Below are 14,255 nucleotides of genomic sequence, written 5' to 3' on the forward strand. Positions count from 1 at the left end.
GATTATCACCAACTTTGCCTGCCCGTTGACCGCGCTCAGTCGATGGGCAGCCGAACCCCCGGAAGCGCCCACGCCGTGAACGATGGGCCGACAACCGTGAAGCGGATGCCGCCGGCATCCACGCCCAGTTCGGCGTCGCCGAAGAGCCTCGTGGCGGCCTCCGCTCCCGCCACCGCCCAGCCGGGGACCACGGCCTCGCCGGCCGCACGGGCGGCCACCAGAAGCACCGACTCCCCCGCGGTTTCGCGCAGGTAGACGAGCACGTCCTCGCCGACGTGCAGCCAGCGCATCCCGCCCTCGGTCAGCGCGGGGTGCCCCGTGCGCAGGTGGATCAGCGCCGAGTACAGCTCGATCGTGTCCGCGACCTGCGGCTCGTCGACGCTCGGCCACGGGATCGGGGTGCGGGAGTGCTCCCCGTCGACCCCGACGAGGCCGAATTCGTCGCCGGCGAAGATCATCGGGATGCCGGGCAGCGTCACCGACATCCCGAAGGCGACCGGCACGCCGCGGTCGATCGCGTGGGTGCGGAACCGGGGGGTGTCGTGGGTGTCGAGGGCGTTCATCGTGGACAGCCGGGTGCGCCACGGGAAGCCGGCGACGAACCGTTGGTGGGTGGCGACGAACTGGTGCCCGTCGTACTGCGGGATCGAAGAGTAGGGCAGGCCGAAGAACGACGACGACGGGCTGCCCGGCCGCGACAGCCAGCTCCAGAGCGGCCGGGTGAAGTTCGTGTAGGTCATCGCGCCGTGCCAGCCGTCACCCTGGAAGTCGGCCGACGCGTCGTTGGTCGACTCCCCCAGCAGGAGCGTGTCGGGGTTGGCCTCGATCATGGTGCGACGGATGGTCTGCCGCACCTCGGCGTTCAGGTCCTCGCCCGCGAGCCGGCCCGTCATGTTGGCCACGTCGATCCGCCAGCCGTCCAGGTGGAACGGCGCCTGCAGCCACTTCGCGACGACGGACCCGGGGCCCTCGATGAAGCGGGTGCGGAGCTCGGCGGATGCCCAGTTGAACTTGGGCAGGGTCGGCACCCCGAACCACGAGGTGTAGCTGCCGTGCTCGGCGTCGAGCCAGTAGTAGAAGGAGCTCTCCGCGGCATCCGGGCTCAAATGCGCGGCCCGGAACCACTCGTGCCGGTCGCCGGAGTGGTTGGAGGTGAGGTCGCCGATCACCTTGAAGCCCCGGTCGTGGGCGGCCTCGACCAGGCGCACGAGGGCGGCGTCGCCGCCGAGGGCCTCGTCGACCTCGCCGAAACTGGAGGCGTCGTAGCGGTGGTTCGACCCGGCCGGGAAGACCGGCGTGAGGTAGATCAGCGTGACTCCGAGCCGCTGCAGGTGGTCGAGGTGCAGGACGATGCCGTCGAGGTCGCCGCCGTAGAACTGGTGCGAGCGCCCCGGGCCGACCTGGTCGACCGGGTCGTCCCAAGCCGCGGGGATGCCCCACTCGGGGGTTTCCCGGGCGTCGGCGGCCGGGGAGCGCCCGAACCGGTCGGGGAAGATCTGGTAGATCACGCTGGAGGCGGCCCAGTCAGGCGCCGCCGGGTAGGCGAGCAGCTTGAAGTCCTCGGTGTCGAGGGTTTCGATGTCGGACAGGCCGGTGGCGTTCAGCCACCAGTGGGTCCCGTCGGCCAGGTCGATCAGGAACCGGTAGCCGTGCACCGGGTTCTCCACCACGATGGCGGCCTCCCACCACTGCCAGCCGTCCGCCGCGCCGAGGAGCCTGGCCGCGTCGAATCGGGGCTCCTTGTCGGGGTTGGACCGGGCATAGACGCTCGCCACGGTCCCGAACGACTCGGGGATGCGCACCCGAACCGTGACGCTCTCGCCCAATTCGGGGTTCGGGGTGGAGACGTGAAGCGGCGAGCCGTCGTGGTGGGGCGTCAGGACGGAACGAAACCGCGGATCGGGCACGGACCGCTACTTCACGGAGCCGGCGGTCAGGCCGCCGACGATGTACTTCTGCAGCCACAGGAACAGGGCCATCACCGGCAGTGCTGCGAGCACGGCGCCGGCCGCGAAGACCGAGTAGTTGCTGGAGAATTCCTGCGACACGAACTGGTACAGCCCCACGGCGAGGGTCTGCTTCTCGGGGGTGATCAGCACGATGCTGGCGATCACGAACTCGTTGGTGGTGCCCACGAAGGAGAGCAGTCCGACCACGGCGAGGATCGGCGCGACCAGGCGCAGGATGATCGTGAAGAAGATCCGGGCGTGGCCGGCCCCGTCGATCTTGGCGGCCTCGTCGATCGAGGCCGGGACCGTGTTGAAGAAGCCGTACATCAGGTAGGTGTTCACGCCGAGGGCGCCGCCGAGATAGACCATGATCAGGCCGACCTGCGAGTCGAGCCCGATCGCCGGGAAGATGTCGGAGATGCCGTTGAGCAGCAGGAAGATGGCCACCACGGCGAGCAGCTGCGGGAACATCTGCACCAGCACGAGCATCAGCAGGCCGGGGCGGCGGCCGACGAAGCGCATCCGGGAGAACGAGTAGGCGGCGAGAGCGCCGAGGAACACGGTGCAGAGCGAGGTGATGCCGCCGATCAGGAGGGTGTTGCCGTACCAGGCCGCGTAGGGCTGCTGGGGCAGGTTGAACAGGGTCTGGTAGCTGCCCAGGTCGACCTGGCTGAAGAGGCCGTTCGCCGTGATCAGGGTGCCACCGGGGTGCAGTGACGCGGAGAGCACGTAGAGCAGCGGGAACGCGGAGAAGACGACCATGATCGCGCCGACCAGGTGGCGCCAGCCGGTGCGGGAGAACCACCGGCCGAAGTTGAACGGTCGTTTCGTCGGGATGTACAGGTCGCTGGTTTCGGGGGCTGCAATCCGCATCTCAGTTCAACTCCTCTAGCGCCTTGGTCTGTTTGAAGCTGATGACCGACACGAGGGCCACCAGCAGGAAGATGATGATCGAGAACGCGCTGGCGAGGCCGTAGTCGCGGTTGGCGCCGACGAACGCGACCTTGTAGACCATCGAGATCAGGATGTCGGTGGAGCCGACGTTCACTCCGGCCGTGACGTCGCGGGGGCCGCCGTTGGTCAGCATGTAGATCAGGTTGAAGTTGTTGAAGTTGAACGCGAACGAGGAGATCAACAGCGGGGCGACGGAGACCAGCAGCAGGGGCAGCTTGATCAGCCGGAACACCTGGAACGGCCTGGCGCCGTCGACCGTGGCAGCCTCCTGGATCTCGTCCGGGATCGACTGGAGCGCCCCGGTGCAGACCAGGAACATGTACGGGAAGCCGAGCCACAGGTTGACGAAGATGATGCTGAACTTGGCCAGCCATTCGTTCGTCAGCCACGGGATGTCGGCGCCGCCGAACAGCACCTGGTTGACGAAGCCGAACTGCGGGTTCAGCATCCCGGCCCAGACCAGCGCGGAGAGGAAGGCGGGGAACGCGTACGGCAGGATCAGGACCACCCGGTAGACGTTCCGGCCGCGCATCCGCAGGTCGTTGAACACGATCGCGAGGAACAGGCCCAGGCCGAAGGTGGTCAACACGGAGAGGAAGGCGAACGCGAAGGTCCACAGGGTCACGCTGATCAGCGGGCCGCGGATCGACTCGGAACCGAACGCCTTGGCGAAGTTGGCGAGGCCGACCTCGACCTTCCAGCCGGGCAGCAGTTCGGTGCCGTCGGCGGCGACGAACGAGCCGGTCTTGCCGTTGTCGGCGTAGACCGTGTTCGCCTTGGTGTCGGTCATCGTGCCGGCGGCCTCGTCGTAGACGAGGTCGGACAGGTAGAGGTAGGCCTTGGACCCGTCCGGGGTGCGGAGGGTCCCGTCGTTCGGGTCGTCCGAGAGCGGCACGGACAGCGCCGCGATCTTCTCCTGGTTGCCGACGATGTCGTTGAACTTGAGGCTGGCGTAACCGGGGAGCGCGACCGCCTTGCCGGTGGCGTCGAGGGTGGCGTCGGTGACCGGGCGGAGCGGGGCATCCGTTCCGCCGAGGCTGACGGTTCCGTCGGGTTCGGTGACCAGGAAACTGTAGTTGCCGAGTTGTTCGACGACGGTGAGCTTGTAGGTGGCCGAGTCGGGCACGCGCTGCTGGGAGGAGACGATCAGGGCGTTGATCGCGTCCTGCTTGGTGCTGTTGTGACCGGTTCCGTAGTTGGTGAACGCGATGTAGCCGGAGTAGCCGACCACGAAGATCTGGAAGATGAGCAGGAAGATCAGCCCGGGGGTGAGGTACTTGGCCGGCAGTTTCTGCTTGCTGAAGTAGATCCAGTTGACGATGAGGGTGACCAGGAGCACCGCGCCGAAGACGACCCAGTCGGCTCGGAGGAGGAGCACGAAGAGGGCATACACGCTGATCGCGTCGACGATGCCGAGCAGGAAGATCTTGACCAGGAGCGTCTTCACCCCGGCGGATGCCGCTTCGGCGATGCGGGCGGCCTGTCGTGAGCGCTTCGACTCTCTGACCTGCGCCTCGTCGCGCTCGGTGCCTGGGTGGGTCATCTTCGTCCGCTCTCTGCCGCTATGCGTTGTGGATCTGTTCGCCTGCCGGTGCCGGACAGGGGACTACGTGGGCCGGGCCGCGTGACGCGGCGGGGCCGGTTGTCGCCCGGCTGCCCCCGGCCTCGAGTCAGAGGCCGGGGGCAGCCGGGTAACGGGGTGGTGCGCCTACTTGATGGCGGTCTGGATGTCGGCCGTCATCTTCTGCCACAGCGCCGTGGGGTCACCCTGGCCGCTGATGATCGCGGCCTCGGTGACGCCCCAGAACTGCCAGACCTTGCCCATCTGCGGGATGCTGGGCATCGGGACGGCCTTGGCCGCGACCGCGCCGAAGCCGGCGGTGATCGGGTCGGCGCTGGCTGCCTCGAAGGCCGAGGTCAGTGCCGGTGCACGGCCGCCGACCTTGTACAGCTCGGTCTGGACCTTTTCGCTGCCGATGTAGTTCACCAGGAACTCGTTGGCTGCGATGGCGTTCTTGGACTTGGCGGAGACGACGAAGCCCTGCACGCCGACGAACGGCTGCGCGGTTTCGCCACCGGCGGACGGGATCGGGTCGACGGCCACGTTGATTCCGGCCTTCTGGGCGTCCGGCACGTTCCACGGGCCGGTGATCAGGAACGGCGAGGCGCCGGCGTTGAACTTCTCCTTGGCGATGTCGCCGGTGACGTTCACGCTGAGGTGTCCGGCGGCGCCTTCCTTGGCGAGCCAGGCTGCGTAGGCCTCACCACCGGCGTTGCCGATGGACAGGTCGCCGGCGTTGTAGCTGCCGTCGGCGTTGGTGCCGAAGACGGGGGCGCCGAACGAGGTCTGGAACGGGTACAGGTGGTACGGGTCGGACTCCGGGCCGACCTGCACGAGGTACGGGAATTCGGTTCCGGCTGCTGTGCCGGCCGCGATCATGTCGTCGTAGGTGGCCGGCGCGGTGGGCGCGAGGGCCGTGTTGCGCAGGAGGGCGATGTTCTCGATCGAGTACGGCACGCCGTAGGTCTTGCCCTCGACGCTCATGGCGGTGACGGCGACCTTCTGGAAGTCCTTGGCCGTGTCGCCGAGCTCAACCGGCTGCACGACGCCGTTGCCGACGAAGTTGCCGAGCCAGTCGTGGGCGGCGATGGTCACGTCGGGGCCCTTTCCGGTGGGAACCTGGGCGATGAACTGCTCCTGGATCTTCCCGAAGTCCTTCTGGACGAGCTTGACCGTGACGCCGGATTCCTTGGTGAAGGCCGCTGCCGCGTCCTTCAGCACGGCCGCGCGGTCGGCGTCGACCCAGACCGTGAGCGTGCTGGAGGCCGCATCGGAGCTGCCGCTCTTGGAGGACGAGGCGCCGGAGCATCCGGCCAGGGCGAGGGAAGCGGCGACCGCGACTGCGCCGGCAGCCAGCAGGCCTTTCTTATTCACCATCATTGGTGTGTGCCTTTCGTAAGGACATTGACAATTGTGCAAGCGTTTACATGTATAGCTTCTCGCAGATCGATTGACAACTCAAGAGCTTGAGCCGACGAATTTATTTGTTGAGTTCGTTTAACGGGAATGCCATGCAAGCGCTTCCATGTTGTGGAGAATGCCGTAAGGTTTTCTTTCATGACAGGCACTGAGTGGTGGCGAACCGCAGTTATTTACCAGATCTATCCCCGTTCCTTTGCGGACGCCAACGGTGATGGGATGGGTGATCTCGCCGGCATCACCGGGCGTCTCCCGGCCCTCCGCGACCTCGGGATCGACGCCATCTGGCTGTCCCCGTTCTACACGTCTCCCCAGCACGACGCCGGCTACGACGTGGCCGACTACTGCGACGTCGACCCGATCTTCGGTTCCCTCGCCGACTTCGACACCCTGGTGCGCACCGCCCACGAGCTGGCCATCCGGGTGATCGTCGACCTGGTGCCCAACCACTCCTCGAGCGATCACCCGTGGTTCCAGGCCGCACTCGCCGCCCCGGAGGGCAGCGCCGAGCGGGCGCACTACATCTTCCGCGAGGGCAAGGGCGAGATGGGCGAGCTTCCGCCGAACAACTGGGAATCCGTCTTCGGCGGCAACGCCTGGACCCGCGTCACAAACCCCGACGGCACGCCCGGCCAGTGGTACCTGCACCTCTTCGACACCACCCAGCCCGACTTCGACTGGGACAACGAGTGGGTGCGGGCGCAGTTCCGCGGCGTGCTCCGGTTCTGGCTCGACCGCGGTGCCGACGGCTTCCGGGTGGACGTCGCGCACGGCATGATCAAGGCGGCCGGGCTTCCCGACTACACCGCTCCCGTCGAGGGCGGCAGCATGGGCGGCGCCTCGGTGCTCGAGCCGGGCATCATCGCCGAGTGGGCCGAGACGGCGCCGTATTGGGCGCAGGGCGGTGTGCACGAGATCTACCGGGACTGGCGCCTCGTGCTCGACGAGTACCCCGGGCAGCGCATCCTCGCCGCCGAGGCGTGGGTCGACCCGCTGCGCCGCGTCGCCGAATGGGTGCGCCCCGACGAAATGCACCAGGCCTTCAACTTCGCCTACCTCGAGACGCCGTGGAGCGGCCCGGCCCTGCGCCGGGTCGTCGACGACTCCCTCGAGGCGTTCAGCGCCGTCGGCGCCCCGAGCACCTGGGTGCTGTCCAACCATGACGTCGTGCGCCACGCCTCCCGGCTGGCCCTCACCGCGGAGAACCTGCAGGGCCACGGCATCGGCCCGAAGACGGCGGGCCTGCCCGACCCCGTGGTGGGCCTGCAGCGCGCCCGCGCGGCGACCGCGCTGATGCTCGCCCTGCCGGGCTCCAGCTACCTCTACCAGGGCGAGGAACTCGGGCTGCCCGAGGTCATCGACCTGCCGGACGCCTCCCGCGAGGACCCAACCTGGTTCCGCACCAACGGTGAACGGTACGGCCGCGACGGATGCCGGGTGCCCCTGCCCTGGGAGGGTTCAGCGCCCTCCTATGGTTTCGGCCCGACCTCGGCCAGCTGGCTGCCGCAGCCCGCGGGCTGGGGCGCCCTCGCCCGCGACGCCCAGGACGGCGTCGCCGGGTCGACCCTCGAACTGTACAAGCTCGCACTGCGCCTGCGCCGGGAGCACGCCCTCGGGCTGGGCTCGGTGGAGTGGCGGGGCGGGTTCGGCGACGAGGTCGTGCACTTCCGGAACGGCGGAGTGGTGGTCGTCGCGAACACGGGCACCGAGCCGATCGAGCTGCCGGCCGGGGAACTGCTGCTGGACAGTGAGCCGATCGCCGGACGCACCCTGCCCGGCGACACGACGGCCTGGCTGCGCGCCTAGGCTCCACCGCGCGCCGCGGCAACCGCGGCAACGCGGCAGCCGCGGCAACGGGGTAACGCGCTGGCGCCGACGTCTGCTCGCGAATGCAGGATGCCACGCCGGGCGGGGCCCTGCCCGGCCTTGCCCGGCCGGCGCATCCTGCATTCACCTGCCGGGGGTCGGCCGGACCCTGGCGGTGCGCCAGCGGTGCTCATCGCGGCGCACGAGTGCCAGGATGCCGTCCATTACCCGCTGCCAGTCCTGCATGATCATTCGGTAGGTGATTCTCAGCACAAGGTAGCCCTGCTGGACGAGCGCGAAGTCCCGGCGACGGTCCTCCTCGAAGGCGAGCCCGGTGTGAAACTCCTCGCCGTCGAGTTCGAGCACGAGACGATCGCCGACGAGCAGGTCGACGTGGCCGACGCCCGCCACCCTGACCTGGCTGCGGACCCGGATGCGCTGCCTGATCAGGAACAAGCGCACGAGGGTCTCCAGGCCGGACTGGCTGCGGCCGTCGCAGAGCGCGAGCAACGGCCGGCGGTGCGGAACCATGGCGTCCGCGAGATCGGCCAACTGGTGCGGTCGCAACTCGCCCCGGTTGAGCGCCGAATCCACCGCGACCAGCGCGGAATCCCCCGGGCCGCAGGTGAACATCTCGGCGAGGGCTCGCATCAGGGGGTCACGGGCCGCATCCGTCCCGCCCGCTCTGCTGTAGTGCACGCAGACGCCGTGCCGGGCTGCGTCGAGCCGGGTCGCCCGGTTCGCCGGTGACGCCAGCCGGCTCGCCGTGGACGCCACCCGCACATGCAGGAGCGGGTCGGCCAGCAGCCACAGCCCGTGCAACCGGGCGACGGATGCCCCGGTGAGGCTTCCGCCGACGCGCGCGGACCGCACGACGTCCGCCGGTGTCTCCGGGACCGCGAACCAGCCGTTGCGCACCCGCCAGACGCTCCCCGAGAGGCACGCGAGGGCCACCTGGGACCGGGGCACCCCCGCGGACTCCAACTGCCGGTAGTTCGCGACCCCGCCGCGCCGGGTGATCGCTGCCGCAGCATCCGTCATCGCCATCGCCATCGCCATCGCCTCAGGATGCCGCGTGCCGGCCCCCCTGGCGCTCCGGCCGCGGAATCTGTGCACTCTCCACCTCTGCGGGCCGGTTTGCAGGATACTGGCGAGGAACGAGGCCCCAGGCGCCCCGCGCCGCCCCGGCATCCTGCATTCACGCCCTGCCAGCCCACCCGCAACCCCGAGTGGGAGAATCGACCTGCGGCGCCGGTAAGTTGAGCGCCCAGGAGGAGTCAACGTGGCCGTCAGAGGCATCGACAAGGGGTTCGACACCGCCGGGAGCGTCGCCGAGCGCCGGGAGCTGAAGACCGAGCTCACCCGATTCATGATGTCGTACAAGTTCGCGACCGACGAGATGATGACCAAGATCAACATCCTCAAGGAAGAGTTCAGCTCGATCCACGACTACAGCCCGATCGAGCACGTGAACTTCCGGCTCAAGTCGCCGGAGGGCATCCTGAAGAAGGCCGTCCGCAAGGGCTGCCCGCTCGTGCTCGATGACATCCGCGCCCAGATCCAGGACATCGCCGGCATCCGGATCACCTGCAGTTTCATCTCCGACACGTACCGCATCCTGGACATGCTCACGAGCCAGCAGGACATCACCGTGCTCGAGGTCAAGGACTACATCGCGGCGCCGAAGCCCAACGGCTACAAGAGCCTGCACCTCATCGCCGCGATCCCGGTCTTCATGTCGGACCGGGTCGAACCGGTCACGGTCGAGATTCAGATCCGCACCGTCGCGATGGACTTCTGGGCCAGCCTCGAACACAAGATCTTCTACAAGTACCAGGGCGAGGTGCCGGTCGACCTCGTGCACGACCTGAAACAGGCGGCGGATGTCGCCAACCGCCTCGACGTGAAGATGGAACGCCTGCACGACCAGGTCGTCGCCCTCGAGCCCGACGACCGGGCGGAGACCGACATCCTCAGCATCGCCGGACTATCGCAGTACGCGCTGCCTGAGGGGTTCCTCAGCGCCATCAGCCGTTCCCGCGCGGACGACGAGCAGCCCGAACGCGACCGCGCCTGAGCCGCGGCGGATTGAGCCGCGGAGGCCGGTGCCGCTAGTTCGTGTTGGCGTACAGCCAGGCGAGCGGGTCTACCTTGGTGCCGTCCTTGCCACCGAGCCGAATATCGAGGTGCAGGTGCGGCCCGGTCGACATGCCCGTGTTCCCGACCTTGCCGATGACCTGTCCGACCTTGACGACGTCGCCGGTCTTGAACAGCATCGAACCCTTGATCATGTGCGCGTAGACGCTGGAGACGAGCTTGCCGTCGATCATGTGGTCGATGATCATGTGCGTGCCCAGGCTGCCCTCACCGTCTTCGCTGAAGCTGACAACTCCGTCGGCGATCGACTGGATGGGGGCACCCAGGCCCGGATTGAAGTCCTGGCCGCCATGATTGGACGAGCAGCCGGCGCAGTCGCGGAAACCGAAGCGGTCCCCGATGTGCACGCCGACGGCGAACGGCCACTGGATCGTGCCATTCGGGTTGTTCGTGAACGTGGCTTCCATCCGGATGCCGCTGGCCGCGGCGACCTCGGCGATGGTCTTCGACTCGTAGCCGTCGCGCTGCACGGAGATGACGTCGGTGCCGCCGCTCATCGTGAGCGTCTGGGCCGGTTCGGTTTTGGTCGTGCGCAGGGCGGCGTGGGCCGCGGCCTGCACATCGGCGGAGGAGAGCAACGCCTCGGCCGGCAGGGAGGTGGAGACGGCCATCAGGGCGACGAACGCCATCGCCACGAACGTGACGCCGGTCGTCGCGAGCCGCCGGGCGAGTCCGCTGGCCGGGGTGGCCGTCCGGGGTGACCGGGGGGCAGCGGGTGGCGTTACGGAAGCCCGGAGTCGAGGGGCCTCCGTGATGCCCACAACGGGCGCGGATGCCTCGGGGAGCGACGCTGCGTGCGGCGGCGCCTCGGGACGTGAAGCGGCCGACCGCGGGGCGGGCTGGCCGGAGCGCGAGGCGGCCTGCCTGGCGCGGGCCTGGGCCCGGGTGGGGAATTGGATCGGGGTCGAGGTCGTGACCGGCGAGACGTCCGTCTGGAGCTGCTCCAGGTCGGAGACCGGAGCCTCGGCTGCCGCGGGGGCGGCGATGAGCCGGTCCGTGTCGGCGATCGTGACCGTGTCGAGCTCGGGCAGACGCAGGTCCGCGTCGGCGAGGGCTTCGGCGAGCGGCATGAACACCGGCGCGGGTTCGAGCGGCGCGGGTTCGAGCGGCCCTGGCTGGATCGCGGTCGGCTCGACGGGTGCGGGCTCGACGGGTGCCGCGGCGACCGGCTCAGCAGCCTTCGGCGGTGCGACAACGCCCGAGTCGTGGCGGCTCGTGTGGCGCGCGTCGGCGACCTCCACGGGTGCGCGTGCAGCACGCTCGCGCTCACGCAGCTCGCGACGGGTCAGGGATGCTCCTGGGGAAGGCTGTCCTGCCGGGTCACTCGCATCGGGCACAGAGGCAGCCGATGAAGGGGAGTGAGAGGGCAAAGGAGAGGTTCTTTCGGTGCGTTGGACAGGGAGCCAGAACGGTCGTCTTGGCCAGTGCCAAAGTAACGAATCAGTACAGGGTAACCCGGGAAGCCCCGATTTCCCATTCGGCGGGGCCGAATGACACCCGAAAACGGGGGTGCCCGGGCCTCCCGACGGAGCCTCCCGACAGCGCGGGCCGGCCGGCGACTCGCCCGGGATTCCGCGGATGCGCTCGGCGTGGCGGCCCTACCGACCGCCCTCATCCATGTGACGGTCGAAAAGATCGGAAAGTATCGGCGCGAACACCTCATAGAGGTCGGGCGCGCCCGCAATCAGCAGATCGTTCCCTTCGCGGTCGTCGCCGAACGCGCCGACCCGGGCCCCGGCCTCGCGCGCGATCAGCGCTCCTGCCGCCTGGTCCCACGGGTTCAGGCCGCGCTCGTAGTAGAGGTTCAACCGGCCGGCCGCCACCGAACACAGGTCGAGGGCGGCAGAACCGATCCGGCGGATGTCCCGAACCTGGCCGACCAGGCCGCGCACGACGTCGGCCTGCCGCTCCCGGCGCGCGGCCTGATAGGAGAAACCGGTGCCGAGCAGGGCGAGGGACAGGGGCACGCCGGCGGGAACCTGGAGTCTGCGCTTGCCGAGGAATGAGCCCTGCCCGGCCGCGGCGGTGAAGAGCTCGTCGGCGGCGGGGTTCCGCACCGCGCCGGCCAGGGTCGTCCAGGTCGCCGGGTCGGGCTCACCCTCGACGACGGCGATGCTGACGCCCCAGGCCGGGATCCCGTAGAGGTAGTTGACGGTGCCGTCGATCGGGTCGACTACCCAGGTCAGCCCGGAGCTGCCGCCCGTGGCGTCGGATTCCTCGCCGAAGAAACCGTCATGCGGACGGGCGTCGGCCAGGCGGCGGCGGATGAGCGCCTCGGTCTCGCGGTCGGCATCCGTGACCACGTCCTCGGGCGAGGATTTGGACGCCGCGACGTGAACGCCCTCGGCCCGCCGGGTCAGGGCGAGCTCGCCCGCTTCGAGGGCGATCTCCCGGGCGAGGCGGAGTAGTTCGGTCGAAGCGGGAGCAGTCATGCTCCAACGCTACGGGACACGCAAAGAGTGAGTGGCAAGTGAGGGATTCGAACCCCCGAAGTCTAAGACGGCTGATTTACAGTCAGATCCCTTTGGCCACTTGGGTAACTTGCCAATACGCACCCGACCATATGTGAACACGTGACCGGAGACGCTCAGACAGAATACAAGAGTTTTGGCCCCAGTGAGAAATCAAGGCCGGGATCGGCGCACATCCGCCGGTCGATATGATCGATGAAGGCTCAAATTCACCGCCGTTAGGAACCCCATGGTCGGCATCGACGAGGTCGCCCGTCACGCGGGCGTGTCCACCGCCACGGTTTCGCGCGCCCTGAGCGGCAACGGCCATGTCTCCCCCGCCACCCGGCTGAAGGTGGAAGCGGCGGCCGACGAACTGGGCTACGTCGTCTCGTCGACGGCGTCGAGCCTGGCCTCCGGGCGGATGAAGAACATCGGCGTCGTCGTTCCGTTCCTCGACCGCTGGTTCTTCTCCAGCGTGGTCGAGGGCGCCCAGAAGTCCCTGCTCAACAACGGCTACGACCTCACCCTGTACAGCCTCACCGGCGGCGGTGCCGAGCGCCGCAGCGTGTTCGACCATTTCCTGCTTCGCCAGCGAGTGGATGCCGTGATCGCCATTTCGCTCGAGCTGACGGCGACCGAGGTGACCAGCCTGCATGCGCTCGGCAAGCCCCTCGTCGGCGTCGGCGGCCCGATCGAGGGAGTGCGCACCCTCACCATCGACGACGTCGCCGTCGCCCGGCTGGCCACCGAGCACCTCCTGTCGCTCGGCCACACCCGGATCGCGCACATCGGCGGCAACAAGGACCTCGACCTGGACTTCCACCTGCCGACGAACCGGCGGGTCGGCTACGAGAACGCGCTCGACGCGGCCGGGATCACCCCGGCCGCCGAACTGTTCATGACGGCCGACTTCACGATGCGCGGCGGCTACCAGGCGGCGAAGCAGCTCCTCGGCAACCCGCACGACCGGCCGACCGCCATCTTCGCCGCCTCCGACGAGATGGCGATCGGTGCCATCCTGGCGGCCAAGGACCTCGGCCTGGTCGTGCCGCGGGACGTCTCCGTGATCGGCGTGGACGACCACGAACTGGCCGACTTCTTCGGGCTGAGCACGATCGCCCAATTCCCCCAGGGGCAGGGCGCAAAGGCGGTCGAGATCCTGCTCGACCAGCTCAGCCCGGGCAAGCACCTCACGCCGAACCTGAACACGCCGATGCCGTTCGAGCTGATCGTGCGCTCGAGCACCGCTCAGACGCCCCGCTGACCGGGCCCGGCCGACCGGGTTCCGCCGCCGGGCGGTGTACGGCTGTCGTGATGGGGCGTCCCACTCGATAACATTGCAGGCATGGCAGACTCAACGTTCGACATCGTCAGCAAGGTCGACCCGATGGAGGTCGACAACGCCCTCAACCAGGCCCACAAGGAAGTCGCCCAGCGCTACGACTTCAAGAACGTCGGCGCCTCGATCGAGATGAGCGGCGAGAAGGTGCTCATGAAGGCCAACTCCGAGGAGCGCGTCAAGGCGATCCTCGAGGTGTTCGAATCGAAGCTGATCAAGCGCGGCATCTCCCTGCGCAGCCTCGACGCCGGCGAACCCTTCGCCTCCGGCAAGGAGTTCCGGATCGAGGCCGGGGTGAAGGCCGGCATCGACCAGGAGAACGCGAAGAAAATCAACAAGATCATCCGCGACGAGGGGCCCAAGGGCGTCAAGAGCCAGATCCAGGGCGACGAACTGCGCGTCAGCTCGAAGAGCCGCGACGACCTGCAGGCCACGATGGCCCTGCTCAAGGGCAAGGATCTCGAGGTCGCCCTGCAGTTCGTGAACTTCCGCTAGCCGGGACATCGACCGACCGGCGTCTCCGCCACTATGTTCACAGCACGTGCGTGAGTTTCAATGACGCGTGCCATCATCGACCGCGACCGGATAGCCCAACTGCACCAGGGTGAGCTGGAATC

Annotated in this window: 11 protein-coding genes and 1 tRNA gene; 4 read left to right on the forward strand and 8 right to left on the reverse strand. The window is 68.3% G+C overall.

All coding sequences use genetic code 11. From position 1 onward, the window contains the following. Positions 1–35 precede the first annotated feature (35 nt). The 4 genes from E3O48_RS07335 to E3O48_RS07350 all read right to left on the reverse strand — a co-directional run bounded on the left by E3O48_RS07335 (position 36) and on the right by E3O48_RS07350 (position 5,844). A complete protein-coding gene (locus E3O48_RS07335; protein ID WP_198413040.1) occupies positions 36–1,907 on the reverse strand; it encodes a glycoside hydrolase family 13 protein in 1,872 nt (623 codons plus the stop codon). A 6-nt stretch (positions 1,908–1,913) separates the two neighbouring features. Further along, positions 1,914–2,822 (reverse strand): sugar ABC transporter permease, encoded by a 909-nt coding sequence (locus E3O48_RS07340; protein WP_134509133.1) that lies wholly within the window; start codon positions 2,820–2,822, stop codon positions 1,914–1,916. A 1-nt stretch (position 2,823) separates the two neighbouring features. Continuing rightward, on the reverse strand, positions 2,824–4,446 hold the full coding sequence (locus E3O48_RS07345; RefSeq protein ID WP_134537902.1) for an ABC transporter permease subunit: 1,623 nt from the start codon (positions 4,444–4,446) through the stop codon (positions 2,824–2,826). A 165-nt stretch (positions 4,447–4,611) separates the two neighbouring features. Further along, complete coding sequence (locus tag E3O48_RS07350; RefSeq protein ID WP_134509129.1) at positions 4,612–5,844, reverse strand: maltose ABC transporter substrate-binding protein; 1,233 nt, start codon at positions 5,842–5,844, stop codon at positions 4,612–4,614. A 126-nt stretch (positions 5,845–5,970) separates the two neighbouring features. Between E3O48_RS07350 and E3O48_RS07355 the strand changes: the two genes are divergently transcribed. Next, positions 5,971–7,689: a glycoside hydrolase family 13 protein gene (locus E3O48_RS07355; protein WP_134537903.1), complete on the forward strand. Its 1,719-nt coding sequence runs from the start codon at positions 5,971–5,973 to the stop codon at positions 7,687–7,689. Positions 7,690–7,833: 144 nt separating this feature from the next. Here the strand turns inward: E3O48_RS07355 and E3O48_RS07360 are convergent, their stop codons facing one another. Continuing rightward, complete coding sequence (locus E3O48_RS07360) at positions 7,834–8,805, reverse strand: endonuclease domain-containing protein (protein ID WP_166788646.1); 972 nt, start codon at positions 8,803–8,805, stop codon at positions 7,834–7,836. Positions 8,806–8,971: 166 nt separating this feature from the next. Here E3O48_RS07360 and E3O48_RS07365 point away from each other — a divergent pair, with 166 nt between their 5' ends. Beyond that, complete coding sequence (locus E3O48_RS07365) at positions 8,972–9,766, forward strand: GTP pyrophosphokinase family protein (protein WP_241982443.1); 795 nt, start codon at positions 8,972–8,974, stop codon at positions 9,764–9,766. 34 nt (positions 9,767–9,800) lie between these two features. Here the strand turns inward: E3O48_RS07365 and E3O48_RS18225 are convergent, their stop codons facing one another. The 3 genes from E3O48_RS18225 to E3O48_RS07380 all read right to left on the reverse strand — a co-directional run bounded on the left by E3O48_RS18225 (position 9,801) and on the right by E3O48_RS07380 (position 12,392). Further along, positions 9,801–11,183: a M23 family metallopeptidase gene (locus tag E3O48_RS18225; RefSeq protein ID WP_134537906.1), complete on the reverse strand. Its 1,383-nt coding sequence runs from the start codon at positions 11,181–11,183 to the stop codon at positions 9,801–9,803. Positions 11,184–11,444: 261 nt separating this feature from the next. Continuing rightward, a complete protein-coding gene (locus E3O48_RS07375) occupies positions 11,445–12,278 on the reverse strand; it encodes an inositol monophosphatase family protein (RefSeq protein ID WP_134537907.1) in 834 nt (277 codons plus the stop codon). A 32-nt stretch (positions 12,279–12,310) separates the two neighbouring features. Next, positions 12,311–12,392: transfer RNA gene (locus tag E3O48_RS07380), tRNA-Tyr, on the reverse strand. A gap of 154 nt (positions 12,393–12,546) precedes the next feature. Here E3O48_RS07380 and E3O48_RS07385 point away from each other — a divergent pair. Both E3O48_RS07385 and E3O48_RS07390 read left to right on the forward strand, forming a co-directional pair. After that, positions 12,547–13,563 carry a LacI family DNA-binding transcriptional regulator gene (locus E3O48_RS07385; RefSeq protein ID WP_134509083.1) on the forward strand — a complete coding sequence of 339 codons (1,017 nt, stop codon included), beginning with the start codon at positions 12,547–12,549 and terminating at the stop codon, positions 13,561–13,563. Between the two features lie 81 nt (positions 13,564–13,644). Continuing rightward, entirely contained in the window at positions 13,645–14,133 is a 489-nt protein-coding gene (locus E3O48_RS07390; RefSeq protein WP_134509081.1) for a YajQ family cyclic di-GMP-binding protein, read from the forward strand. The last annotated feature ends 122 nt before the right edge of the window (positions 14,134–14,255 follow it).

The organism is Cryobacterium sp. HLT2-28 (genome assembly GCF_004402495.1).
GTDB classification, from domain to species: Bacteria; Actinomycetota; Actinomycetes; order Actinomycetales; family Microbacteriaceae; genus Cryobacterium; species Cryobacterium mannosilyticum.